The organism is Chryseobacterium sp. FR054, from assembly GCF_056844565.1.
In genome coordinates this window covers 472,890-496,792 of sequence record NZ_JBXDSA010000004.1, presented here as the reverse complement: position 1 = coordinate 496,792, position 23,903 = coordinate 472,890, and the positions used below count along the sequence as shown (strand labels likewise).

17 protein-coding genes and 1 tRNA gene are annotated in these 23,903 nt (G+C 38.9%); 17 read left to right on the top strand and 1 reads right to left on the bottom strand.

Annotated features, from left to right (window positions below):
* Window positions 1-103 precede the first annotated feature (103 nt).
* The 17 genes from leuS to AC106S_RS18405 all read left to right on the top strand — a co-directional run bounded on the left by leuS (window position 104) and on the right by AC106S_RS18405 (window position 23,093).
* Window positions 104-2,917 (top strand): leucine--tRNA ligase, encoded by a 2,814-nt coding sequence (gene leuS, locus AC106S_RS18485; RefSeq protein ID WP_482441148.1) that lies wholly within the window; start codon window positions 104-106, stop codon window positions 2,915-2,917.
* A 240-nt stretch (window positions 2,918-3,157) separates the two neighbouring features.
* The gene (locus tag AC106S_RS18480; RefSeq protein ID WP_153395982.1) at window positions 3,158-4,021 is read left to right on the top strand and encodes a MotA/TolQ/ExbB proton channel family protein; all 864 of its coding nucleotides are present in this window, start codon (window positions 3,158-3,160) and stop codon (window positions 4,019-4,021) included.
* Window positions 4,022-4,080: 59 nt separating this feature from the next.
* On the top strand, window positions 4,081-4,683 hold the full coding sequence (locus AC106S_RS18475) for an ExbD/TolR family protein (protein WP_482441147.1): 603 nt from the start codon (window positions 4,081-4,083) through the stop codon (window positions 4,681-4,683).
* Between the two features lie 10 nt (window positions 4,684-4,693).
* Complete coding sequence (locus tag AC106S_RS18470; protein WP_482441146.1) at window positions 4,694-5,260, top strand: ExbD/TolR family protein; 567 nt, start codon at window positions 4,694-4,696, stop codon at window positions 5,258-5,260.
* 23 nt (window positions 5,261-5,283) lie between these two features.
* Window positions 5,284-6,126, top strand: a complete 843-nt coding sequence (locus tag AC106S_RS18465; protein ID WP_482441145.1) for an energy transducer TonB — start codon at window positions 5,284-5,286, stop codon at window positions 6,124-6,126.
* Between the two features lie 76 nt (window positions 6,127-6,202).
* The gene (locus AC106S_RS18460) at window positions 6,203-6,400 is read left to right on the top strand and encodes a C4-dicarboxylate ABC transporter (protein WP_482441144.1); all 198 of its coding nucleotides are present in this window, start codon (window positions 6,203-6,205) and stop codon (window positions 6,398-6,400) included.
* Window positions 6,390-7,262 carry a PstS family phosphate ABC transporter substrate-binding protein gene (locus AC106S_RS18455; protein ID WP_482441143.1) on the top strand — a complete coding sequence of 291 codons (873 nt, stop codon included), beginning with the start codon at window positions 6,390-6,392 and terminating at the stop codon, window positions 7,260-7,262. The genes AC106S_RS18460 and AC106S_RS18455 overlap by 11 nt, the downstream gene beginning before the upstream one ends.
* Window positions 7,263-7,352: 90 nt before the next feature.
* A complete protein-coding gene (locus tag AC106S_RS18450) occupies window positions 7,353-9,002 on the top strand; it encodes a tetratricopeptide repeat protein (protein ID WP_482441142.1) in 1,650 nt (549 codons plus the stop codon).
* An 82-nt stretch (window positions 9,003-9,084) separates the two neighbouring features.
* Window positions 9,085-9,804 carry a bacillithiol biosynthesis deacetylase BshB1 gene (gene bshB1 / locus AC106S_RS18445; RefSeq protein ID WP_482441141.1) on the top strand — a complete coding sequence of 240 codons (720 nt, stop codon included), beginning with the start codon at window positions 9,085-9,087 and terminating at the stop codon, window positions 9,802-9,804.
* A gap of 35 nt (window positions 9,805-9,839) precedes the next feature.
* Window positions 9,840-9,915, top strand: a tRNA-His gene (locus AC106S_RS18440).
* 546 nt (window positions 9,916-10,461) lie between these two features.
* The gene (locus AC106S_RS18435; RefSeq protein WP_482441140.1) at window positions 10,462-12,705 is read left to right on the top strand and encodes an RCC1 domain-containing protein; all 2,244 of its coding nucleotides are present in this window, start codon (window positions 10,462-10,464) and stop codon (window positions 12,703-12,705) included.
* 610 nt (window positions 12,706-13,315) lie between these two features.
* On the top strand, window positions 13,316-14,053 hold the full coding sequence (locus AC106S_RS18430) for a hypothetical protein (RefSeq protein ID WP_482441139.1): 738 nt from the start codon (window positions 13,316-13,318) through the stop codon (window positions 14,051-14,053).
* 428 nt (window positions 14,054-14,481) lie between these two features.
* On the top strand, window positions 14,482-14,901 hold the full coding sequence (locus tag AC106S_RS18425; protein ID WP_482441253.1) for an acyltransferase family protein: 420 nt from the start codon (window positions 14,482-14,484) through the stop codon (window positions 14,899-14,901).
* 274 nt (window positions 14,902-15,175) lie between these two features.
* Window positions 15,176-15,610: a hypothetical protein gene (locus AC106S_RS18420; protein ID WP_482441138.1), complete on the top strand. Its 435-nt coding sequence runs from the start codon at window positions 15,176-15,178 to the stop codon at window positions 15,608-15,610.
* A 27-nt stretch (window positions 15,611-15,637) separates the two neighbouring features.
* Window positions 15,638-20,680: a DUF5724 domain-containing protein gene (locus AC106S_RS18415; RefSeq protein WP_482441137.1), complete on the top strand. Its 5,043-nt coding sequence runs from the start codon at window positions 15,638-15,640 to the stop codon at window positions 20,678-20,680.
* 343 nt (window positions 20,681-21,023) lie between these two features.
* A complete protein-coding gene (locus AC106S_RS18410; protein ID WP_482441136.1) occupies window positions 21,024-22,010 on the top strand; it encodes an SPFH domain-containing protein in 987 nt (328 codons plus the stop codon).
* A gap of 6 nt (window positions 22,011-22,016) precedes the next feature.
* Window positions 22,017-23,093 (top strand): TFIIB-type zinc ribbon-containing protein, encoded by a 1,077-nt coding sequence (locus AC106S_RS18405; RefSeq protein ID WP_482441135.1) that lies wholly within the window; start codon window positions 22,017-22,019, stop codon window positions 23,091-23,093.
* 403 nt (window positions 23,094-23,496) lie between these two features.
* Here the strand turns inward: AC106S_RS18405 and AC106S_RS18400 are convergent, their stop codons facing one another.
* Window positions 23,497-23,832, bottom strand: a complete 336-nt coding sequence (locus AC106S_RS18400) for a DUF3276 family protein (RefSeq protein WP_027375472.1) — start codon at window positions 23,830-23,832, stop codon at window positions 23,497-23,499.
* Window positions 23,833-23,903 lie beyond the last annotated feature (71 nt).

Sequence of the window (23,903 nt, the reverse complement as noted above, 5' to 3'; positions counted from 1 at the left end):
AATTAAATTCCCATTTGCTTTAAAATCATTATTTTTGTGAATCCCGATTTCGTATATTTTAATTTCCGGAATCAGGTGTTTAACATCTAATATCTATAATAAAGTGTTTTACGATCATCAGCAGATAGAAAAAAAGTGGCAGAAATACTGGGAGGACAATCAGACTTACAAGACTTCCAATAACACAGACAAACCTAAATTTTATGTTCTCGATATGTTTCCGTATCCATCCGGAGCAGGACTTCACGTGGGGCACCCGCTGGGGTATATCGCATCAGATATTTATGCGAGATATAAAAGACATCAGGGGTTTAATGTACTCCACCCGGTAGGTTATGACAGCTTTGGCCTCCCTGCAGAACAGTATGCAATTCAGACAGGACAGCATCCGGCTGTAACAACGGAGCAGAATATCAACCGTTATGAAGAGCAGCTGAAAAAGATCGGTTTTTCATTCGACTGGAACAGAGAGGTAAGAACTTCAGACTCCTCTTATTATAAATGGACCCAGTGGATTTTTATTCAGTTATATCATTCATGGTATAATAAAGATACAGATAAAGCAGAATCTATCGATACGCTGATCCGTCATTTTGAAGAAAAAGGAACAGAAGGTTTAAATGCCAATCAGAACGATGAACTGAATTTCACCGCAGAAGAATGGAAGAATGCTTCCGGATTGGATAAGGAAGACATCCTTTTGAATTACCGTCTGGCATACAGAGCAGAGACTACCGTAAACTGGTGTCCCGCTTTGGGAACAGTGCTGGCTAATGATGAAGTAAAAGACGGAAAATCCGAAAGAGGAGGATTCCCGGTATTCCAGAAAAAAATGATGCAGTGGAGTATGAGAATTTCGGCTTACTCCGAAAGACTTTTACAGGGACTCAATACTTTAGACTGGCCGCAGCCGCTGAAAGATTCCCAGGAGTACTGGATCGGGAAATCTCAGGGAGCGCAGGTGAAGTTTCAGGTTGAAGGCCATGATGAGATTGTTGAGGTATTCACCACAAGACCGGATACCATTTTTGGAGCAACTTTTATGGTGCTGGCCCCTGAAAACCCTTTAGTGGAAACCATTACTACGGATGCACAGAAAGCCGAAGTAGATACTTATATAGAAGAAACTTCCAAAAAAACAGAGAGAGACAGAATGGCTGACGTGAAAAACGTAAGCGGTGCTTTCACGGGAAGTTATGCCGTCAATCCGTTCAGCGGAGAAAAAATGCCGGTTTACATTTCAGATTATGTGCTGATGGGCTATGGAACAGGAGCGGTAATGGCGGTTCCTGCTCACGATGAGCGTGATCACAGATTTGCAAAGAAATTTAATCTGGAAATTAAAAAAGTTGTAGAAACGGAAGAAGATGTCCGGGAAAAATCTTTCGACTCTAAAGATTCAGTTAGTGTAAACTCTGATTTCTTAAACGGTCTGAATTATAACGATGCCAAATCAAAAATAATTTCAGAAATTGAAAACCGGGGAATCGGTCACGGAACCACCAATTACAGACAGCGTGATGCGATCTTCTCAAGACAGCGTTACTGGGGAGAGCCGGTTCCTGTATATTATAAGGATGGAATGCCGTATACACTTCCCGTTTCTGCTTTACCGCTGGAACTTCCCGAAGTGGAAAAATATTTACCGACTGAAGACGGAGATCCGCCATTAGGAAATGCGAAAACATTTGCATGGGACGAAGCGAATCAGAAAGTAGTGGCCACAGACCTTATTGATGACAAAACTGTTTTCCCGCTTGAATTGTCTACAATGCCGGGATGGGCAGGAAGCTCATGGTATTTCCTGAGATATATGGATCCGGATGATCAGGAGACTTTCGTTAAAAAAGAATTAGCAGATTATTGGGGACAGGTAGATTTATATATCGGAGGAAGCGAACATGCAACCGGACACTTACTGTATTCCCGTTTCTGGAATATGTTCTTAAAGGACAGAGGGTATATCAGTCATGATGAGCCTTTCCGTAAACTGATCAATCAGGGGATGATTTTGGGAATGAGTGCTTTTGTTTTCAGAATTGACGGAACCAGCCAATATGTTTCTAAAAACCTGGCTGGAAATTACCAGACACAGAAGATCCACGTTGACGTATCCTTATTAAAAGGAACCTCTGATGAACTGGATACTGAAGCCTTCAAAGCCTGGAGGCCGGATTATGCCAATGCAGAATTTATCCTGGAAGACGGAAAATACATCACGGAGCGTGAAGTGGAAAAAATGTCCAAGTCAAAATATAATGTCGTAAATCCTGATGATATCTGTAATGAATACGGAGCGGACGGTCTGAGACTTTATGAAATGTTCTTAGGACCATTGGAGCAGTCCAAGCCCTGGAATACACAGGGACTGAGCGGAGTTTACGGTTTCCTTAAAAAATTCTGGAACCTGTATTTCAACGGGGATGTTTTCGAAGTTTCCGGCGAAGAACCTTCAAAGGCAGAATACAAAGTTTTACATACCTTGATAAAAAAGGTGGTGTATGATATAGAAAACTTCTCTTTCAATACTTCAGTATCTTCCTTTATGATCGCGGTGAACGAACTTCAGAAATTAAAATGCAACAAACGCAATATTTTGGAACCTCTTGCCGTTATCATCTCTCCATATGCTCCGCACATCTGTGAGGAACTGTGGAGTTTACTGGGGCATGATACTTCTGTTGAATTCGAGAAATTCCCTGTATTGAACGAGGATTATCTTGTTGAAGATGAAATAGAGTATCCTGTAAGTGTAAACGGTAAAATGAAATTCAAAATTTCACTTTCAGCTCAGTTATCTGCCGGGGAAGTGGAAGAATTGGTGATTGCAGACGAAAAAATGCAACAGATTTTAGATGGCAAAACCCCGAAAAAAATCATTGTTGTGCCTCACCGTATTGTGAATATCGTAATTTAAAAAAAAATTAACATTGGCAAATTAAAAAAAATGAGGGGCTTATTTTTTTAAATTTTTAACCCAAATGTTAAAATTGGGGAAAATAAATAAAATATTTAAAAATAATTATTATATCGAAATCGTATTAAAATTTCTTTATCAAAAAAAAGCAAAATGTTTATTTAAGACTCTTGCATTTTAATTAATTTTGCCTTTAATTTACACCCTGTAAAATTTTAAAACAATATAATTTAGTTAAATATGGAAATGAATGTTTCAAAAAATGATGAGCAAGTAGTTGCTAGAAAAGCAGGAGGTTTAAATCCAGCTGTTATTATTCCTATTCTATTTGCTATAGGAGTATGTATTTATTTATTCGTTCTTGGAAGCCCAGGAAACTTTAAAGACGCAGATAAACTTGGAAGTGGATCTGTAGCTTTCTCAAGTGTTGAAGGAAAGGACATTCACCCAGAGTCGTTTTTAGGTATTATCTACAAAGGAGGGGTTATCGTACCAATCTTGATTACTTTCATGATTACTGTAATTGTTTTCTCTTTTGAAAGATACTTCGTTCTTAGCAAAGCTGCTGGAAAAGGAAACTTAGACAACTTCGTAGTTCAGGTAAGAAGCTTACTGAACAAAAACAAAATCGATGAAGCTTTAGAAGAGTGCGACAGACAGCAGGGTTCTGTTGGTAACGTAGTGAAAGAAGGTCTTACTACTTACAAAGCGCTTTCTCATGATACAACTTTAAATAAAGAGCAGAAAATGGTAGCTCTTAACAAAGCTATCGAAGAAGCTACTACTCTTGAGATGCCAATGCTTGAGAAAAACATGATGATCCTTTCTACTTTAGGTACTGTTGCAACGCTTGTAGCACTTCTTGGAACGGTAATCGGGATGATCAAGGCATTCTTCGCATTAGGTTCAGGTGGTGGTACTCCGGATGCTGCTGCACTTTCAACAGGTATCTCCGAAGCATTGATCAACACTGCTTTAGGTATTGGTACTTCAGCAATCGCTATTATCCTTTACAACTTCTTTACTTCTAAAATTGACGGACTGACTTATAAGATCGACGAGATCGCTATGAGCATCCAGCAGTCTTTCGCTGAATTCAACTAAGAATTAGCAAGGATTTTGCAGTAAGTAAAAAGAAGTTTAATTAAAAATCATTCATAATAATGGCGAGAGTCAAACCAAAAAGACACGGAGTAATTACGGACATGACGGCAATGTGTGACGTTGCGTTCCTGCTACTTACGTTCTTTATATTGACCACTCAGTTTAAAAAACCTGACGTGGAGCAGATTAAACCGCCATCTTCAATATCGGAAAAACTTCTTCCTGATGCCAGTCTAATGACTATCAATGCTACTCCGGACGGAAAATTCTATTTCCAGCCAGTAGAAAATGCATCAGAAAGATTAGCCCTTTTGGAAAAAATGGGAGAAAAGTATCACATGACTTTTGATACCAAACAAAAAGTGGCTTTCCAGAAAGTACAGGCGATCGGGGTTCCTATGAACCAGCTGAAAGGCTACCTGGATATGTCTGAAGATGAGCAGAAAAATTATAAGAGTCCTACCGGGATTCCGATGGATAGTACAAATAAGCAGTTAATCGACTGGGTACAGCAGAGTTTAAGCGTTAATCCTGAATACAAATTAGCTATTAAAGGTGACGTTACTACTGAATACCCTAAAGTTAAAAGCCTGTTTGAGGGTTTGAGAGATATTGATTTTCTTAAATTTTGGTTGATTACATCACAGGAAGGAAAACCGTAAATCATTAGAAATGGCAGAAGTACAAGTACAGGATAAGGGCGCCAAAGGCGGCAAGGTACGTTCCAAGAAACAGAGTACCAGAGTTGATATGACTCCGATGGTGGACTTGGGTTTTCTATTGATTACCTTCTTTATGTTCACAACTACATTTAGCAAACCGAACGTTATGGATTTGGGTCTTCCGGCAAAACCGAAAGATGATACTAAAAAACCACCTCCAACAGAAATTAAACTTTCGAACTCTATCTCTATATTATTAGGTAAAGACAACAAAGTATTCTGGCACCAGCAGGATAATACTTCCCTGACTGATCAGAATCTTAACGAAACTACCTTAGACAGAGAAGGAATCAGAAAAGTTATTGAGCAGGCAAAAGCAAGAGCGGCAGATCAAACCAAATTTACGGTGATCATTAAGCCGACTGACGATGCTGTATATAAAAACTTCGTGGATATTCTTGATGAAATGGCCATTACCAAAAGCGAACAGTACGGGGTAACCGATCTGAAGCCGTGGGAGAAAGCTATTTACGAGAAAAAAATAGGAGGTGCCTCTGCACCGGCTGCCACAAAGTAATTTAACCATAAAATTGTATATCTATGGCAGATGAAAATGTATACGGTCAGAATCTTACCCTAGACGAAATCGTATTTGAAAATAGAAACAAGGAATATGGTGCCTATGATCTTAGACATCAGTATCCTAAACTTTTGACAAAATCTTTTATCATAGGAACCGCATTGTTCCTGCTTATGGCTTTGTCTCCGTTCATCTATCTTACGATTAAAAATCTTACAGCTCCGCCTAAACAGGAAGTGAAGGCAGATCTATTAAATATTATCGAAGAAGATCCGATTATCGAGCAGCCTAAAGAAGAAGAACCACCTCCACCACCTCCACCTCCGAAAGAGGAAGAGAAAATTGAGGTTATTCAGAACGTTGTTCCTGAGCCTGTAAAAGCTCCGAAGATTGAAACACCACCTCCACCGATTTCCAGACAGTTGGAAACAACAACCGGTTTACAGAATCAGGAAGGGGTGAAAGCTCCGGCTTATACGCCACCACCGCCACCACCATCTACCGGTACTAAAGCAAGTACCGCAGAGGTGAAAACAAATAACCCTAACGAGATCTACAAAGATGTAGACCAGTCTGCAGAATATCCTGGAGGTATGGGAGCATTGAGAAAGTTCCTGGGGGAAAACTTTGATACTTCCTTAATGGAAGGAGGTGAAGGTACACTTAAAGCCAAGCTTAAATTCGTTGTAGAAAAAGACGGAACTGTTTCCGGAGTTACTATTGAAGAGAAATCTCCAAATGGCGACTTCAACAATGAAGCGATCCGCGTAGTTAAGAAACTGAAAAAATGGACTCCTGCGAAAAGAAACGGGGAGAGCGTTCGTTCTTACTATAGCGTTCCGTTTACAATGAACTTTGAATAGTAATTCTTATTCAACTTATAAAAGAAAAAGAGAGGCATATGCTTCTCTTTTTTATTTTTTTTGGTATTTTTGTTACATGATGTTCAATTGGTTATCCTTAATTACAGGATTGTTTTATATCGTATTGGGAGGTGTAGTTATTGTCTACAAATTTTTCTTTACGATTCTTGAGCCTGCCGTTGCTTATGCATTGGGTGCAGTGCTTATTCTTTATGGTATTTTTAGAATCTATAGAGCACTGGGAAAAATTAAAAATTCAGGAAATGAAGAATAGTTTTAAAGCATTGTTACTCGGTGCTTTAAGTATCATCGCTGTAAGCTGTAAAAAAGAAGATAAATCTCCGTCTTACCATAAAGGAGACCTTACCATTCTTGCGGATGAATCCTTCAAAAGTGTTACTGAAGCACTGGCTGAGGGATATATGATTAACTATCCGGATACCCGCATCAAAGTGGTTACCAAAAAAGAAGATCTGGGTTTTATGGACCTTCTTAATGATAAAGCCAGAATTGCTGTCATGTCCAGAGATCTTAGTCCTGAAGAAAAGAAAGCCTATGAAGAGCAGGTAGACCTGAAGTTTCTTCCCGCTAAATTTGCAGCAGATGCCGTCATTTTTGTAGTCCCTAAAGATTCCCCTAAAGAAAAGATCTCTATGGACGAAATTAAAAACGGACTGGAATCTGATGAAAAAAACTTTATTTTTGACGGAACCAATTCAAGTAACCTAAACTTTGTCGCTCAGAAATTAAAAAAACAGCCTAAAGACCTTAAATTTTCCATTATACCGGGGAATCAGAACATTATTGAAGAACTGGGGAAATATCCGGGAAAAATAGGCGTTATAGGTCTTAATACATTTAGCCGTCCTTATGATAAGACCTCTCAGAGACTGAGAGAAATGGTGAAAGTGCTTCCTGTGGAAGACGGAGGAAAGCTGTATACAGCTGATTCTGATGGGATGCGTGAAATGAAATATCCGTTCACACGTGTTCTGTATTTTTTAACCAACGAAGGAAACTTTAATATCGCCAACGGCTTTATCAGGTATTCATGTACCCAGCTGGGACAGATGATTGTGGAAAAGGAAGGACTGCAGCCTTATAACCTTTATAAAAGAGAGGTGCAAATGCGTTAAAAAAATAAAAATGATATTTTACCCTTCAGAAAAACAGTATTTTGGTCTGAAAATTGTGTAGAATATAACTCAAGTACAGAAAAATATAAAATGAAAGATATAATGATTATGAATGTAAAAAAGATTGCTTTTGGAGCAGCCGTAGTATTTTTTGCCGGTTTCACTTCTGCACAGACGCTGCAGGACGGTATTAACAGCATAGATAGTGATAAATTTGCACAGGCTAAGACTAATTTCACAGATATGATCGCGAAAGAGCCAAGCGCTGCAAATTATTTCTATTTAGGAAATACGTATCTGAAACAGGGAGAACCTGATTATGCCAAAGCAATCGAAAGTTTCAACAAAGGTCTGGCTGCAGACGGTAAAAGCTTTTTAAATAAAATAGGACTGGCTACCGTAAAACTGGGTAAAGGTGATAAATCTGCCATCGCTGAAATTCAGAAAATTGTAGCTGATTCTAAAGAAAAAGATCCTGAAGTACTGTTCAGAGCTGCTGAAGCGTTAACTTTATTTGAGAAAAACAGTGCCCCGGATGCGGCAATTCAATATCTTACAAAAGCCATTGAAAAAGCTGAAAAGAAAGGAGTACCTGCTCATTTCTATTACACTCTCGGGGATGCTTACAGATTGAAAAGAATGCCTGGTGATGCAATGTCTGCCTATGATAAAGCACTTCCTTTAGCTAAAAATAAAGCGTCCGTATACACAAGAATGGCAACTTTATGGATGGCTGCACAACAGTGGCAGCAGGCTAAACAAAATATTGACAAAGCTATCAGTGTAGATGCTACTTACGCGCCGGCTTATAAAGCCCTGGCATCTTATGACATCAGATACCAGCAGAATGCAAAAGCTACCCAGGACCTTATCAACTATACAAAATATGCTGACGAAGATCCGTATACCCAGCTGGAAATTTCTAAATTATACTTCACCAACGAAGATTACGCGAACTCTAAAACGGTATTGGATAAGATCTTTGATAAAATCGATGACCCTATTAAATTTAAGCTGAGAGCATATCAGTCTTATGCAGACGGAAATTATGCGGAAGCCAAACAAAATATGGATACTTTCGTTTCTCAGGCAGAGAAAACAAGAATCCAGCCCGCAGATCAGGGACTTCAGGGACTTATCGCAGCAGGTTTAGCTAAAACAGAAACCGATGCAGCCAAGAAAACTGCTTTAATGAACGAAGCACAGCAGAAAATTGCTATTGCTAAAGGAGCGAAAGATGAAACAATGAAGTGGGATGTGGAAATGGCGAATATTGCCGGTGGAGGAGCGTCCCAGGCTGAAGCGGATAAAGGCCCTACTACTCCTGAAATTGAAGCGCTTAAGAAAAAAGTGATCGAAAATTCACAGGATTCCGATTCATTATTTAAATTAGCGACTGCTTATCAGGATGTTAAAAACTGGAACGGGGCTGTTCTTACATGGCAGAAAATGATTGCTCTTCTTCCTGAATGGGCTCCGGCTTATTACAGTCAGGGATATTCTTATCAGCAGGCAGGAAACAACGACGCAGCAAAGCTGGCTTATGAAAAGTTCATCAGTATAGTGAAGCCGGCAGATAGAGAAGCCAACAAGCAGACGCTTGCCTATGCCTATTTTGCCGTAGCTTATATGGTGAAAGATTCTGATGTGGCAAAAGCAAAAGATTATGTTGCCAAGTCTTTACAGCTTGATCCGAGTTATCAGGATGCAGTAAAACTAAATGCAGAAATCAATAAGTAATTTAAAATTTAAATTATAGATATTAAAACTTCCCATTCCTAATGTTTGGGAAGTTTTTATTTTAAAGCTTATCTTTGAAAGTATGAAAACAGATATACTTGCTTTTGGAGCACATCCTGATGATGTGGAACTGGGATGCGGCGGTACTATTGCCAAAATGATTTCGGAAGGAAAAACATGCGTAATCGTAGATCTTACCAAAGGAGAACTCGGAACAAGAGGAACCGATGAAACAAGAAAAGAGGAAGCCACAGAAGCGGCCAAAATATTGGGCGTCTCTGCAAGGGAGAATCTTGGAATGAAGGACGGCTTTTTGACCAACTCTGAGGAATATCAGATGAAGATCGTAAAAATGATCCGCAGATACAGGCCGGAAATCGTCTTGGCCAATGCAATTGATGACAGACATCCGGACCATGCAAAAGGAGCGAAATTAGTGTCGGATGCGTGCTTTTTATCCGGACTGAGAAAAATTGAAACTGTAATGGACGGAGAAAACCAGGAAGTTTGGAGACCCAAGCATATTTTTCATTACATTCAGTGGAAAGATATAAAGCCGGAGTTCGTTATCGACATCTCAGAACATCTGGATAAAAAAATTGCAGCCTGTATGGCTTTCAAAACCCAGTTTTATGATCCTGCTTCTAAAGAACCTGTTACTCCAATTGCCACAAAAGACTTTTTTGAGAGTCTGACTTACCGTGCCCAGGATTTGGGACGATTATCCGGAGTTGCTTATGCTGAGGGCTTTACGACAGAAAAATTAATTGCTTTGAAAAATTTTGATGGAATTGTTTTGTAATTAAAAAATCTTTCCTATATTTGCACTCACAAAACGGTGATTGTAGCTCAGTTGGTTAGAGCGTCGGATTGTGGTTCCGAAGGTCGTGGGTTCGAGACCCATCATTCACCCAAGAAAAGTACACTTTTAGAGTGTACTTTTTTTATTTCTATATGCTCGCCAAAACTATTTTACGGTGTTGATTATTTGTTTGATAATCCATAAGAAAAGCATATTTTTGCAGCCGTCATAGATTATTATGATAACTGTTGTCTCTAAAAACTAAAACCTGAATTTGAAAACCATGATACCATGAAACTACCACCTGAATTTTATTCTGTTAATTTATCAGTACTTATTGTTCCTGCAATTTAGAATCAAAACATTCCTCAGAAAAGATACAAGCTGTATAATCATTTTAATTATTTCAGTAATCACCTATAAAATGTCTGTGCTAAAGTAGCCGCAGGTGTTCTGTCGGTAATGATACAGTATGCCGTTTAAAAAGACATTTGTCAGTCAAATTGTGATAAAGCCTGTATTTTTTCGTGAATTAATTTGATTTTGGAAGGCCTGCATTTCATATGGAGTTCAGAAACCATTCAAACGAAGCGGAACCGAAAAGCTAAACGAGTAGGAGAAATATTACGAAACTTAAACATGAAGAGATTTAAAACCATGAAAAAACTCTACTTTTTATTTTTAATCCTCAGTTCAATTTCTGCATTTGCACAAACGTATAGTTATACAACATACAATACTTCCAATTCAGAAATAGGAAGCAACTATATTGCGGATATTGAAACCGATGCCAATGGTTTATTATGGCTGGCGACTTCTAACGGGATTTCAACTTTTAACGGAACGGCTTTTACCAATTATAATACGGCGAATTCCGGTATTGCATCCAATTCAATTATAAAAATTCAAATTGACGGTTTAGGCAGAAAATGGATTGCTTCTCAACTCAATGGGATTATTTTGTATAACGGTACAACCTGGACGAATTATACAACTTCCAATTCAGGCTTACCGGCTAATGCAATCAATGATATAGCGGTTGACGGGCAGAATAACCTTTGGATTGCAACAGATTCAGGACTTACAAAATTCAACGGGACTGCCTGGACTACTTATACTTCTGTAAACAACCTGAATTCTGTGGCAACTGACAGTAATAATGGCGTTTGGGTTACCAATGGAGGGGTATTGTATAAATTCAACGGAACTGATTTTGATTTTGTAGCTCAGGGAACCGAACGTATATTGAGAATTGCCAATAATACAGTGTATCTGAAAGGTTCTGATAGCTTAATTACCTTAACAACAAGCGGAACTAACCTTACATTTATCTATCAAAGCACTTCCTGCCTTGCAGGATACAACCCGAAGGCTTTGGATCTTGACACTAACAACAAGGTATGGATTGGCTTTAACGGAGCAGGTTTGCAAAACTTTACAAATTGCACGACCTATACCAGAGAAAATACAAATTCAGGTTTGCCGGATGACTATTTCAGTGCAGTTAAGACAGTATCTTCAGGGACTATCTGGCTGGGAACATTGCAGCTTGGTTTGACGAAAATGACGCCAGGTGATGTTCAAAACGGCTGTTTTCAAAAAATAAGCGCGGGTAGCTTACATAGTGTAGCTATAAAAACTGACGGAACATTATGGGCCTGGGGAAATAATTACTCAGGACAATTAGGAAATGGTACCACAGCTAATTCATCAATCCCGAAACAAATAGGGACAGGTAATAACTGGAAAGCGATAGCCGGTGGAAGCAATCACACAATTGCTCAAAAAACAGACGGAACACTGTGGGCATGGGGAGCAAATTCAGGCCAGTTGGGAAATGGTACAAATACAGATCAGCATACACCGGTTCAGGTGGGAAGTGCTAATGATAATGATTGGAAAACCTTTGACAGTGGAATGTATCATACCGTTGCTATAAAAAATAACGGTACATTGTGGGCCTGGGGGCTTAATCCGTATGGACAGTTAGGTACGGGCAACACTACAACCAGTTTGGTACCCGTTCAAATAGGAACTGCCAATAACTGGTTAGCTGTTCAGTGCGGACAGGATTTTACCGTTGCCTTGAAAACAGACGGAACACTTTGGGCCTGGGGAAGCAATACTTACGGTACTGTTGGAGATGCCTCCAATACCAATAGATTAGTACCGACTCAAATTGGAACCGCCAACAATTGGCAGAGTCTTGGTGTAGGAGCACTTCATGTTGCAGCATTAAAGACAGACGGAACACTTTGGGCATGGGGATATAATGCGAATGGACAGCTCGGGGACGGAACAACCACAGATAAGAATATTCCAACACAAATCGGAACCGCTGCTGACTGGCAGAATATTGCATCCGGAGGAAATCACACCCTTGCAATAAAATCCAACGGAACACTCTGGGCCTGGGGAAGGAATCAATATGGTCAGTTAGGAAACGGACTTACTGCAAATAGTAACGTTCCTGTACAGATAGGCAGTCTTACAACCTGGAAGACTATTGCCGGTGGAATATCACATACTTTTGCCTTAAAAAGCGACGGGACTGTCAGTACATGGGGATTAAATCTTTATGGTCAATTAGGTGACGGCTCTAATGTTGATAAAAAAATACCAACAGCTCTTGCCTGTCCGACTTTAGGTGTTGATGATTTTACCATATCAAAGAATACCATAAAAGCTTATCCGAATCCTGTTCATGACAAGCTGATTATTTCGTTTGATCAGAAGATTTCCTTTGTATCGGTTTATAATGTATTGGGGCAGGAAGTATTGAATAAAGAGGTGAATGCCAACGAAGGCACAATAGATTTTTCCGGTTTAGCACCAGGAGTTTATTGGGTTAAAGTAAATTCAAATGATAATACGAAGGCATTAAAAATCATTAAAAAATAACTGAAGATATTCATAACAAAAAATTAGGTCGGTGAATCATCAGGCTGATGCGACCAGATTTTTGAATGTGATTTACCTGGAAAAGTACACCGTAAAAAGTGTACTTTTCTTGTTTTTATACCTTTCTGCTCCGAAAAGCAAATTGTGTTTTTAATCCTGTTTGTAAATATTAATTGTGTTTATTAATCTTATTTTAGAATATATATAAAAATTATTTATAAAAAACATTATATTTGTGAAAACTAATTACACTATGCTAAGGATTGTTGATATTGATGACCATCAGGAAATCAGAAAAAATATACTCAGTTTCATTCCATCCGGATTCATTATTTCTACCTGCTTAAAGGAATGTGAAAACCTTTAATGCCATTTAATTTTCTGGAATAATACTTCATTACTTATCAATATCACCTATTTTGACCTTACATCAGAACAGGCGAGTAAGTCTTTAAACAGATTTATATAAAATTCCAACGAATTTATTCGTGGCTTCAACAGATATTCATTTGTCAGAATTATTATCTGGCTTTCATTTATTATTGCATCATAATTCAAAAGAAAACACATCCATATAAAACTAATAATATTAATTAAAATCAATAAACTCATGAGAAAACAATCAATTTTTTTAATTCCGGTTCTTGCCCTGATGCTTCTTTTTACATCTTGTGGAAAAGAGAGTACTCCGGTAGAAATAGGTAAAGAATTCAAAATAGAGCAAAACCCTATCACTATTGTAAAACTGGAGGAAGGAAAAGTACTGCGTTCATCAAAAGAAGAAAAGGTACAGATAGCACCAAAAGGGAAGAAATATATCTATCTGGAGGTGAAAAATCCAAAAAGTGAAATGATCTTTCTGAAAGCCTTTAATAAAGAAAAAGAGCTGAAATCAGAGGATGATCTTCAGTATTTTTCCCATGATGTGGAAACCGGATTTGAAGATGCTTATTATCTTGTAGATGAAAATACCAGCATTGACAAAATTGTAATCACTACACCTTCTGAGACTGAATATGTCGTTATGAATCCAGCGGTAACAAAAAGTAAGCTTTCTATTCCTGAAGATGTTCAGAAGATCATTGATTCTTATAGTGGAGAAAAAGCAATCGGGCTAATGGATGGGTTTGCTCCTTATGTTAAAGATGGAAAAAATGTGTACGATGTTGCAAAGCAGGAAGGCCACGTGATTGCAAGTAACATGATGAGTAATAACGCTGAAGTTGATTACTTTACAGAGGATGGAAAGAAATATATTTTCAATGTAAAAAATATTTTTGGTACAAATGCAAAAGTAACCACCTATTGGGACAACGGTAAAATAACAAGTATAGAAGTTGTAGAATAATAATTTTATAAAATCTGAAAAGATCGGTATAGACAGGTTATTATGGTTGGGATTAAACGCAGCCTCAGCAGGCCTCCTGCCCGTAAACAGGATATCGGTATAAAAAATATCCGCAAACCAATATGAAGTTTCGGTATCTTACCTGACGGCCATCTGAAAAAGTACACTTTTTTATAGTGTACTTTTTTATTTATACTGCCTTGTCCTGAAAAAGCAGAGAACTGAATAAAAAAGCCTGCTGATCTGAATGCCTGCCATTAAAAAAGGTACAGGTTTCAACCCTTATGGTACCGAATTGTCTCTGCAGTCAACAGTTCCTCCTGATATTTTTATTCCGTTTGGACCGAATTAAGTATATTTGATGGTTAGTCAATATTTCTTTTAAAACTGATCATGAAATTCAGAAATGATACTCCTTTCTCCGGGCACTGTCAGTAGTTGCTGTACTATTATATCATTTTAAATTTTCTTTTTTTAGAGGAGGGTTTATCGGGGTTGACATTTTCTTTGTTATCTCAGGCTATTTAATGACTCGGATCATTCTGTCCGGGCTCTCAGATAATAACTTCTCCCTTTCTGATTTTTATAAGAAAAGATTGATGAGAATATTTCCTGCACTGCTGGCCATGATTACGTTTTTTGGCATTCTGATCTATTTTTGTATCCCAACCCAATGGCTAATCTATACAAAACAATGTTTCGCAACCAGCCTTTTCTTTTCCAATATTGCATTTTATTACTGGGATGCAGGCTATTTCAGAGGCTCAATATCAGGAATTCATCCTGGAATCACTGCCCTTAAAATAATTATGGGTGATACCATCAGGTATGATGCCGGGAATATCTGAAAATAATGAAACTTATCCGGCTGTTTTTAAGATGATAATAATCTGATTTTCATATTTATTTGTCAGTTTTCATATTGTAGAAATTATTTTAAATCATGATAAACAGTCAAAGCTCTTAAATCATATGGCTTTTTCATTTTTATTTCCTTAAAAATAAAAGATTTAAATAATGTTTTTTTTAATTCGGAAAAATGCTCTTACAGGCTATACAACAGCGGAATGAAGGTACCACAGTGAAAAATTTCCCTATATTTAGTCCACACTAACTTCAAATATGGAAATAAAGGTCACAGTAAAGCAATTGGGTAAAAAACACCCTGTTCTTTCGGAACAGAAACTTGAAATAGAGTATACAGACAATACTATTACGCTGGAAAGGCTGTTAAAGCTGATCGTTCAGCAGCAGGTGGAAGCATTCAATGCAAAATCATTTGAACTGGAAGACGAAGACTATGCTAAAATCCCCACAGACAATTATCTGAATATCCTTACCGATACAGGAAAAGCAGGATTCGGAAGTATCTACAATCAGAAAAAGGCAGATCTGGCAAAAGCTCAGGAAAATGCCATTCAGGCTTTTGAAGACGGGCTGTTTGCCGTATTTTATAATGATGAACAACTTGAAAACCTCACCCAAATCATCGATCTGGGCCTGGAGCATTCCTTTACTTTCATCAGGCTTACCTTCCTGGCGGGAAGCTATTGGTAGAAAAATCACACTAAGCAACAAATATAAATGGAAATTACAGAAAAACTAAAATCAAAGGCTCTCGTCAGCAATTATTACGAAAAAGTAAAAAAAGACCTCACAGCACTGGCAGAAGGCAATATTTCAGCACGTGTCTTCCAGGATAAGCCTGTACTTAAAAAAGAGGTAGCAGAGACTGCTCTGCTGCTGAAGGGTAAGACCAATCATTACCAGCAGCTTACTTTAGGCTCCAAAGAGGCCGAAAAATTAAAAGATTACATCAAACCGGATATCTGGGATGATAAAGATTATTACGAACTGCTCGTTTATTACTTTGGACCTTATGCTGATCTGATAAAGTATGCCTGGAACAAAATGGCTTACAAAATGTATCAGGCAGGATACTACCGCCGTTCATTCCGGGCACCGCATAACGAGAGTTATCTGTTGCTCAATCAGGTGAACCTTTTGCGGGAGCTTGTAAATTTCCCGGTAATCTATAATTACAGCAGCGGTAATCAGTATTTTGATCTTTCACTGGAAGAACAGATCATTTACGATCACGCAATAGCCAATAATTCATCCCAGTTTTATGTATGGTCGGCAGCCATTGATACAGGAAATACAGCCGTCTACAAGTTAATTGAGGATATTATTTTCAATAAACATACAGAAGGAAAAGTATCCAGAAACATTATAAAGGCTCTGCTGAACAGTGAACAGAAGCACTGCTGGGAGCTCGTTGAAAAACTGTTGCTGGCAGCCCAGAGACAGGAAGGTCTCCGGCAGACCATACTGGAAGCGCTGGATGAAACCAGTATAGGAGCTCTTCAGTATATGGTTCACGTGATTCTTGAACACAAGCTCACCCGTTTTTCTTCCGTTGTAAGGGCCATAGATACCTGGACAGGATTGGGATGGGATGCGGAAAAAGAATCTGTGGTGAAAAATATAGTCTCGCTGGCAGATACTTACTTCAGCAATCCCGAACAGATTCCTGCTGCCATAAAAAGCAAAAACAATAACGAGGTCTACATGGCACTTTGGGCACAGGCCGTCTGGGATGTGGAAAAAACAGTCCCTTACCTGCACCAGCTCTTTGATAAAGGAAATACAGAAAAAAAATGTCTGGCGGTAAAGTTTGCGGTGGAAACCGGAGATCCTTATATCCAGATGCCGCTGTTCTATAAAGCAATACAGGAGGACGATCTGCAGGTGCTGGCATTTGTGGGACCTTCTTTATCCTTATTATTAAGTGTCAATACCGACTCAAAATTCTATATCAATAATGCAGATTATCCGGATTTTTTTGAAAAACTCCATGCATTAACCCAAAAGATAGACATAAAGGAAAAAAAATTCGAGGGGAAGATATTCTCATGGCTTAATGCTACTTTTAATAAGAATAATTTCTATTCTTCGATGTTCTATCTGGTAGGAGAAGATGAAAGTAAACTGGATCTGGTGCTTTCTTATTTCGACCAGTTTGAACTTTCATTGCGGGAACAGTTGACGAGGGTACTTTTAGGTGACTTTTACTGCTATTCATTCTCTTACGGAATAGGAAAAAAGAAAAAGGCTGTTACTCCCTTCCAGAAAGAATTTGCTTTCAGAATTATAAAAGACAGGGGAGAATCTCTGATTGCTTCAGGAATCAATGTACTCCTTCAGAATCCCCTGAATAAAGAAGAAGTCATGACTTTCTTCGATATGTTTAAAAGAAAAGGAGGGACGCTCCGTAAAAAACTGATCGAGCTCGTTATTCAGCAGGAGGATGAAACAGTGGTTCCGTTTGTGGATGAACTGATGACCAAAGGTGATGTGGAGCAGAGAACAGCTTCTCTGGACCTCATGCTTCAGCTTCAAAAGAACAGAAGAGTGTCGGCCCGGATCACAGAATGGACCAAAATATATTCTGAAAGGCCAAAGATCTCCGAAAGAGAACAGAACCTTCTGGAGCAGCTTAATCCTTCCGGAAATCAACAGCAGCTTTCCCCTGAAAATGGCTTCGGGTTCTATGATCCTAAAGTTATTTCTGCGTTCGGGCTGCCGGAAGTAAAAGCAGATTCCGTATATGCAAAAGCGGTTAAAAAAGAGAAATACGGATTCACACAGCCATTAAGCCGGATAAAGGCGGAACTGAAAAAGCTGAATGACCTCTACCTGAAACATAAAGACTATGAGTACGAATTTGAAAACTGGGATGGTGCTATGCAGAAACTGCTGCTGGGAAATAGTTTCGTACAGATTAAAAGGAATACCGAAGGTTTTACGGGCGCGCAGTTGACAGAAAACTATCCTTTGCATGAAGTATGGGAGCAGTGGTATAAAGATTCGGGGCTTGAGCCTAGAGATCTTTTCCTGATGACCTTTGCAGAAAGCTGCGACCATAAAAAATTCAGGGATTTTCTTGACAATTATGTGTTTTATTGTAGAGATGTGCTGCCGAATCCTAAGAAAGGAGGTTATTTCTGGGATAACCCTATTAAATATATTCTGGATTCGCTGCAGCATAAATTTGTGTTTGAAGAAAAAACAGACTTCCTGCTGGACATCTGCAGTACATTATTTGCGAATCTTCCGGAAGAAATTATCAATCATAAGGCAAAACAAAACGATTACTATTACAGATACGACGGAAACGGCTGGCAGCAGACAGGCTTTTTCAATCTGTTCCTGGATGCGGTTCCGTTCCGAAAAATTACAGACGAACAGCTGATTAAGCTATGGAATTTATACCGTTGGATGCAGTTCAACGGACTGCCGGAAAATGTAAAGCATACCGTCCCTGATTTCTACTTATTCTGTAAAGCTTATGAGCTGAAGGTAATCACCAAAGACGAGCTGTACGAAGGGATTTTCACCGGAGATTCTGTCATAAGAAACCTCACCACTGTCAAATTCTATCAGAACAGCGAAAAGCTGTTGGAAATCTTCCCTTTCCTGAAACCTGTTATTACAGAAATACAGAATAAATTCCTTGATGTGGAACTTATCCGTGGCGATGCCAATACTGCCGTTTCCCACTTTGTACAGGAGTTCAGGGCGATATACGGAGCAGAAAGGTTTGCACAGATACTGAAAGGGCTGGGTAAATCCGGATTGTATGCCAACTACATATACAGTTATGGCAATGAAAGCATGACCAGGCAAAAGTTATTTTCTTACCTGCTTTCCCAGTGCTATCCTCTGGAAACGGATACCCAGAAATCTTTCAACGAAATAATGAAAAAGGAAAAGATCACAGAACTCCGCCTGATACAGGCAGCTGTGTATGCTCCGCAGTGGCAGAAATTCATCAGCAGCTATTTGGGCTGGAAAGGGTTGGATTCTGCGATCTGGTGGATGCACGCCCATACCAAAACCGGAGCCTATCAGGAACAGAATTCGGAACTGGAAAGTGAGGCGGCTAAATATTCATCGGTAGATATTCAGGAGTTTAAAGACGGAGCTGTGGATAAAGAATGGTTTACCAAAGCTTATAAAGAGCTGGGGAAAGCCCGCTGGGAAATGCTTTACGAATCGGCCAAATATATTTCAGACGGTAACGGGCACCGCCGTGCAAGACTGTATTCAGATACCCTTACCGGAAGCTTAAAGATCAAAGAGGTAACGGCAAAGGTCAAAGATAAAAGAGATCAGGATTTTCTCCGGGTATACGGCCTTGTTCCGCTAAGCAAAACCAATCCGGAGAAAGATGTACTGAGCCGGTACGAATACATACAGCAGTTTAAAAAGGAAAGCCGTGAATTTGGCTCTATGAAACAGGCCAGTGAAGCTTTGGCGGTAAGAGTTGCCTTAGAAAACCTGGCAAGAAATGCTGGCTATCCTGATCCGATCCGTCTGACCTGGGCTATGGAAACCAGACAGATTCAGAATCTGCTGTCAAAAGAAACCCAGGTAACCGTAGATGGCGTAACCGTAGGTTTAATCATTGAAACAGACGGAAAAGCTGAACTTGTGGTATTCAGAGATGATAAACAGCTGAAATCTATTCCTCCGAAAATTAAAAAGGATAAGGCAGTGGTAGAATTGGGGAACTACCGTAAAATCATGCGTGAGCAGTGGACCCGTTCCAGGAAAGGACTGGAAGAAGCCATGATCAGAGGGGATGAATTCCTTTTTGCTGAAATTCAGAACCTGTTTGAACATCCCATTATTGTAAAACACCTGGAAAAGCTGGTATTTATTTCCAATGACGGTAAAATCGGATTTTTTCATGATGGAAACCTGGTGAATTCTCATGGTGAAATTCAGGAACTGAACAGAGAAAATACACTGCGTATTGCCCATTGTGTAGATCTGCATCAGAATTCTGTATGGAGCGATTATCAGCATTACTGTTTTGCAGAAAAGCTGATCCAGCCGTTCAAACAGATCTTCAGGGAATTGTATGTGCCGACACCGGATGAACTGCAGGAGAAATCAGTATCACGCCGTTATGCCGGGCATCAGATCCAGCCGAAGCAGACTTTAGCTCTTCTGAAAACAAGAGGCTGGAAAGTAGATCATGAAGAAGGGCTCCAGAAGGTTTATCACAAAGAAGGCTTCCAGGTGAAACTTTATGCGATGGCAGACTGGTTCTCGCCGGCAGATATAGAAAGTCCTACGCTGGAAACCATAGAATTCCATTCGCTGAAAACGTATAAGAATATTCCTTTTGAAGAAATCAATCCGAGGCTGTTCTCGGAAGTCATGCGTGATGTGGATCTGGTAGTTTCAGTAGCGCATGTAGGAGGGGTAGATCCTGAAGCCAGCCATTCATCCATTGAAATGAGAGCTGTGCTGATGAAAGAAACAGCCCGCCTGTTTAAACTGGATAATATAAAAATAGAAGGTTCACATGTATTGGTGAAAGGCCAGATGGCGGAATACAGTGTGCATTTAGGAAGTGCTGTTGTTCATCAGACTCCGGGGAGGTATTTATCAATTCTTCCGGTACATTCCCAGCACAGGGGAAGATTATTTCTGCCTTTTGCTGATGATGATCCGAAATCTGCGGAAGTCCTGTCTAAGGTGTTACTGCTGGCTAAAGACAATGAAATACAGGACCCTACCATACTTTCCCAGATTAAGAGGGAGCTTGTGTAAAATATAAACGTCAGGCTTTTATAAAACTAAAAAGGTACACTTTCAGCGGTGTACCTTTTGTTATAATACCTGAGTGAAGCTGGGAACCGGACGAAAAAAAATATAAAGATCATCAATACGATAAGAGTTGATCTTTTTTTACTCATTTTATGATATTAAAATTTATAGAGACCATCAGTACCTATGGCTAAAAGTAACTTCCAGCCTCCTTCTTCCATCTCCCGGACTTTTATACCCGGCTCCCCTGGTTAAACTCAGTTTTTTTAATATTCTAAAAGACAGGCATCATTAAATAAGTTGTTATATTTGTTTCCGGAAACTTTAACTATTAAAACATCAGAAAATGGGCATATTCGATTTTATAAGAAATGAACTTATAGAGGTTATTGAATGGGTAGACAACACTACCGATACGGTATTATGGAAATTCCAGGATGAAGGTAATAATATAAAGAACGGTGCAAAACTTACCGTACGTGAAAGCCAGGCTGCCGTTCTGATGAATGAAGGTGAATTTGGAGATGTCTACACTCCGGGACTTCATACGCTTACCACGAATAATATGCCGGTGATCACTACTTTGGAATCCTGGAAATATGGTTTTAATTCTCCGTTTAAAGTAGATGTTTATTTCATCAGTACCAAACAGTTTACCAATCTAAAGTGGGGAACTTCATCTCCGGTTATTATGAGAGATGCCGAACTGGGGCAGATCCGTTTAAAATCGTTCGGAAATTTTGCGATAAAAATAGATGATCCTAAGAAGTTTATTACCGCATTTTCAGGAACCAATTCTTATGTAAAAGCAGACCAGGTTGAGGAAACTCTCCGAAATATTATAGCGAGCAAAATGGCGGAAGGTTTTGCCGAAGCGAATGTTACCGTTCTGGATTTAACAGCTCAGTTTTCTGAGCTGAGCGAAAAGTTAATGCCTGTTTTCCGGAATGAGTTCGATGCTTACGGAATAAGCCTTGAAAAGTTTTTTATAGAGAGTGTTTCTCTTCCTGATGAGGTAGAAAAAATGCTCGATAAGAAAACCCAGCTGAACGTACTGAAAGGCAGTCTTGATGATTTTAATAAAATGCAGGCGGGAATTTCTATGGAGAATATGTCTGAAAACAGTGCGGCCGGGAATGTAATGGGAATGGGGGCAGGAATGCTGATGACCAATGTGCTGAACCAGTCCGCTCAAAGTACTCCCGATACCTCTTCGAAAAATAAAACTGAGCTGATGGATATCCTGAAGCAGTTAAACGATTTAAAAACACAGGGCATTATCACAGAAGAAGAGTTTACCCAAAAAAAGCAGGAAATACTGAAACAATTATAGACTTCTATGGCAAATATAGTGGAGTATCCGTGTCCTAACTGTAATTCGGAGCTCAATTTTGATTCAGAAAGCCAGAGTCTTAAATGTTTACACTGCAGCACACTTATTCCTATTGCAGAAAGTAATGAGTTGATTACTGAGCAGCGGATCAATGCGTTTTTAGATGCTTCAAAACTGCCGGTTGTTGAGCTGAAAGAATTTAGTTTCCGTTGCTCAAAATGCGGAAAAGACAATATATGTACGGAGAATATCGCTTTCTTCGAGTGCCGGCACTGCAAAAATAATATCATTAATACAGACGGGTATCGGTCAAAGCCTATCACTCCGAAATCTATTCTTCCTTTTGAGATTTCCAGGGAAGAAGCATCGGGTATTTTTCAGGGCTGGATCGGCAAAGGATTCTGGAATGATTCTGCCTTGAAGAAACAGGCTCTTAACGATAAAATGGACGGATGCTATGTGCCCTTCTGGACTCTGGATTCTCATACAGAAAGTGCTTGGTCCGGAGAAGCCGGAATTTATTATTATGTAGATATAAAGTATAAAGACCATAACGGACATGAAAAGGTAAAACGGGAGAGGAGAACACGATGGCATTACAAGTCGGGAAATACGGTTCAGTTTTTTAATGATATGCTTCTGTCGGGATCAAAGGAATTTGAACAGAAAACGATGGAGGAAATTTACCCTTATGACTTAAATAAGCTTAAACCTTTTAATGCTCAATATTTATTGGGATGGAGTGCCAAAGCTTATGATGGTGATCTGACCCAGTCCTATAATTATTTTCATCAGTATATAGATGATAAAATCCGGGAAATATGTATCAGCCTTTTAAAGGAGGATACTTACAGAGGATTATCGGTGCAAACCCGCTATTATAACGAGACATTTAAACATATGGTTCTGCCGGTATGGCGATGTCATTATCTGTTTAAAGGGAAATCATACTTTTATATGATTAATGGGCAGACCGGTAAAATTTATGGGAAAAAGCCGCTTTCTGCATTCAAAATAGTTTTTACGGTCATGATGATTCTTGCGATTCTTGCTGGACTGATTATCATTGGCCGGCAGAAATAAAACCTGATGGCCGGTATTGTTCTCTGGTGTTGTTTTATATTAATCGGATTGTATCCGATTGTGTGCTAAATCGTCCCTTCGGGACTCCCTCGTAATAATTTTTTACCGGTTGATCTTTCAAATTTTGAATTCATTGATGGCAAAAGGTTTTTGTTTTAAATGGATGATATTTTCCGGGGGGCTTTGGAAATGCTGCTGCTCAGGAAATAATAGAGAAGAGGGAAATTATGAAAGCCCTGAAGAGCAATTAGTTCTCTGAATAGACACTGTACGTAATTATAGTTAAAAGTAGTTTCCAGCTTCTTTCTTCCGGTTTCCGGCTTTCAAATATTTTATGCTGTTCGTTTTCAGACATAAAAAAAGCACCTTTTCCAGATGCTTGTGTTTTTAGATATTCTTTTTTTTAAACCTCGTCATCAGAATCTATTGTGAATGATCTGCTTTTGAAGTCTTTGTCATGTTTTTCTGAAATTACATCCTCACCCTTCTCGTTAATGATGAAATCTGTGGACTCATTAAACATCTCCTGAAAACTTTTAAAATCTTCTTTGTAAAGATAAATTTTGTGCTTCTCGAATGTAGCTTCCCCATTCTCTCCGAAGTTCTTTTTACTTTCGGTAATCGTAAGATAATAATCTCCTGCTTTCGTCTCGCGCACATCAAAGAAATAAGTTCTTCTCCCTGCTTTTAACACCTTAGTGAAAATTTCATTTTCATGGCGTTCCTTGTATTCACTCATTGTTAGATATTTTTTAATCTTGTTAAGAACAAATATAAAAGAATTCTTTTAATCACAAAATTTTTTTTATG

Bases quoted from the DNA above. Each gene is read 5' to 3' on its own strand.
- bshB1 (WP_482441141.1), top strand. From the start codon at position 9,085: ATGAAAACAGATATACTTGCTTTTGGAGCACATCCTGATGATGTGGAA.
- AC106S_RS18430 (WP_482441139.1), top strand. From the start codon at position 13,316: ATGAGAAAACAATCAATTTTTTTAATTCCGGTTCTTGCCCTGATGCTT.
- AC106S_RS18470 (WP_482441146.1), top strand. From the start codon at position 4,694: ATGGCAGAAGTACAAGTACAGGATAAGGGCGCCAAAGGCGGCAAGGTA.
- AC106S_RS18460 (WP_482441144.1), top strand. From the start codon at position 6,203: ATGATGTTCAATTGGTTATCCTTAATTACAGGATTGTTTTATATCGTA.
- AC106S_RS18450 (WP_482441142.1), top strand. From the start codon at position 7,353: ATGAAAGATATAATGATTATGAATGTAAAAAAGATTGCTTTTGGAGCA.
- AC106S_RS18405 (WP_482441135.1), top strand. From the start codon at position 22,017: ATGGCAAATATAGTGGAGTATCCGTGTCCTAACTGTAATTCGGAGCTC.
- AC106S_RS18480 (WP_153395982.1), top strand. From the start codon at position 3,158: ATGGAAATGAATGTTTCAAAAAATGATGAGCAAGTAGTTGCTAGAAAA.
- AC106S_RS18410 (WP_482441136.1), top strand. From the start codon at position 21,024: ATGGGCATATTCGATTTTATAAGAAATGAACTTATAGAGGTTATTGAA.
- AC106S_RS18400 (WP_027375472.1), bottom strand. From the start codon at position 23,832: ATGAGTGAATACAAGGAACGCCATGAAAATGAAATTTTCACTAAGGTG.
- AC106S_RS18435 (WP_482441140.1), top strand. From the start codon at position 10,462: ATGAAAAAACTCTACTTTTTATTTTTAATCCTCAGTTCAATTTCTGCA.
- AC106S_RS18420 (WP_482441138.1), top strand. From the start codon at position 15,176: ATGGAAATAAAGGTCACAGTAAAGCAATTGGGTAAAAAACACCCTGTT.
- AC106S_RS18455 (WP_482441143.1), top strand. From the start codon at position 6,390: ATGAAGAATAGTTTTAAAGCATTGTTACTCGGTGCTTTAAGTATCATC.
- AC106S_RS18475 (WP_482441147.1), top strand. From the start codon at position 4,081: ATGGCGAGAGTCAAACCAAAAAGACACGGAGTAATTACGGACATGACG.
- AC106S_RS18415 (WP_482441137.1), top strand. From the start codon at position 15,638: ATGGAAATTACAGAAAAACTAAAATCAAAGGCTCTCGTCAGCAATTAT.
- AC106S_RS18465 (WP_482441145.1), top strand. From the start codon at position 5,284: ATGGCAGATGAAAATGTATACGGTCAGAATCTTACCCTAGACGAAATC.